At 37.2% G+C, this 1,230-nt stretch carries 3 protein-coding genes and 1 pseudogene; 3 read left to right on the forward strand and 1 reads right to left on the reverse strand.

The window, feature by feature from the left end; translation table 11 throughout:
* From D1Z90_RS21850 to D1Z90_RS20630, 3 genes are all read left to right on the forward strand, one after another.
* The coding region (locus D1Z90_RS21850) for a hypothetical protein (RefSeq protein ID WP_232525333.1) at nt 1–192 on the forward strand (192 nt) is incomplete at its 5' end.
* Nucleotides 189–467 (forward strand): hypothetical protein, encoded by a 279-nt coding sequence (locus tag D1Z90_RS20625; protein ID WP_119912644.1) that lies wholly within the window; start codon nt 189–191, stop codon nt 465–467. The genes D1Z90_RS21850 and D1Z90_RS20625, both read left to right, overlap by 4 nt.
* Before the next feature lie 33 nt (nt 468–500).
* Complete coding sequence (locus tag D1Z90_RS20630) at nt 501–863, forward strand: hypothetical protein (RefSeq protein WP_119912645.1); 363 nt, start codon at nt 501–503, stop codon at nt 861–863.
* 22 nt (nt 864–885) lie between these two features.
* Here the strand turns inward: D1Z90_RS20630 and D1Z90_RS20635 are convergent.
* Nucleotides 886–1,152: pseudogene (locus D1Z90_RS20635) on the reverse strand (IS110 family transposase); the annotation flags it as partial.
* Nucleotides 1,153–1,230 lie beyond the last annotated feature (78 nt).

A 1,230-nucleotide genomic window follows, 5' to 3' on the forward strand; every position in this document is an offset into this window, starting at 1 on the left:
GGTTTCTTTATGTACGTCCAGGCCGATAAAAAGGGTGCTAGGATTATTCATGTCGATCTCCTGTATCTGTTATGGCGTTTACCTAACAGTGTGGCACTGGCCGAGCTAACCCACGATAAACGCAGGAGGTCGACACTGTGCACAGGGAATCATTATTCCTATGTGTCAGTGTTTATTGAGGATATGATTTGAAAATCAAAAGTGTTTTATTTTATGTGCTCCCAATATTGCTTTTTGTTCCTGTATGCATTGAAATTGGTGCTGAGTTAATAACGCAATACTATATGTATATAAATGAATACAGTGGCATACAAAAGCATCTGCTTGCAGATGACATGGGTTTTGGTTTTTTATTAATGCTTGGCTTAATCCCTGAAATAGTTTGTGGCATGTTATTAGGGGCTTGGGTAGGAAAAAAGTTGAATGCTAAATTTAACAAATATCAAGAGATTTCAAGCGTGCATTAAATGTGAATAATTCGAGCTGCAGGAGTAATGTCGATGGATATTGTTAGTTTTATGGATATTGAAGAAACGGATAAGGATTTAATCATTTCCTTTGCTCTCGATATCGGAGATGGTTACATTAAAACTCTTCTTTTACATCGAACAATATTTTGTGAGTTCATAATGCCTGAAGATGAACGAGGCACAAAAGTTAGTCTCGAGGGAAGTGATATTGCGGAAGTACATATAAACACCCTCGAAAGCGTTACATTTAATGAAAACGTAATGAAAATTAAAGCGCGCTTCAGTTCTCACGAAATAAATTTACGAAAAATTGAAAGTAAAGAAGTAGAACAAATGAAAGAGTCTTTAATGCATCACAATTTTGATGATAGATTTAAGATTAAATTCACATAACAAGAGACTATGGCGTCAATAGTTAATTTACCACTTTTGGCGCTTCCCATAACGCTCCATTCCACAGCATTGAATTTAAGATAACAATCATCTTTCTGATGCATGCAATAATCGCTACTTTTTTGGGTTTTCCGGCTGCAACAAGGCGTTGATACGTTGCTTTGAAAACAAGGTTTGATTGAATAGCAGACATCATTGTCATGTATAAAGCGGTTCGGAGTTGATGTCGTCCACCTTGGATTTTTCATTGCCCTTTATAACGACCACCCTCTTTACTCATAGATGCGACCCAGGGCAAGATCGTGAACGTTTTTTGAGCAGTCTATACAGTTCAATTTGACGCCCAGGCACTATCGTGATCTTATAC

Source organism: Motilimonas pumila (genome assembly GCF_003596335.1).
GTDB classification, from domain to species: domain Bacteria; phylum Pseudomonadota; class Gammaproteobacteria; order Enterobacterales; family CBDFNC01; genus Motilimonas; species Motilimonas pumila.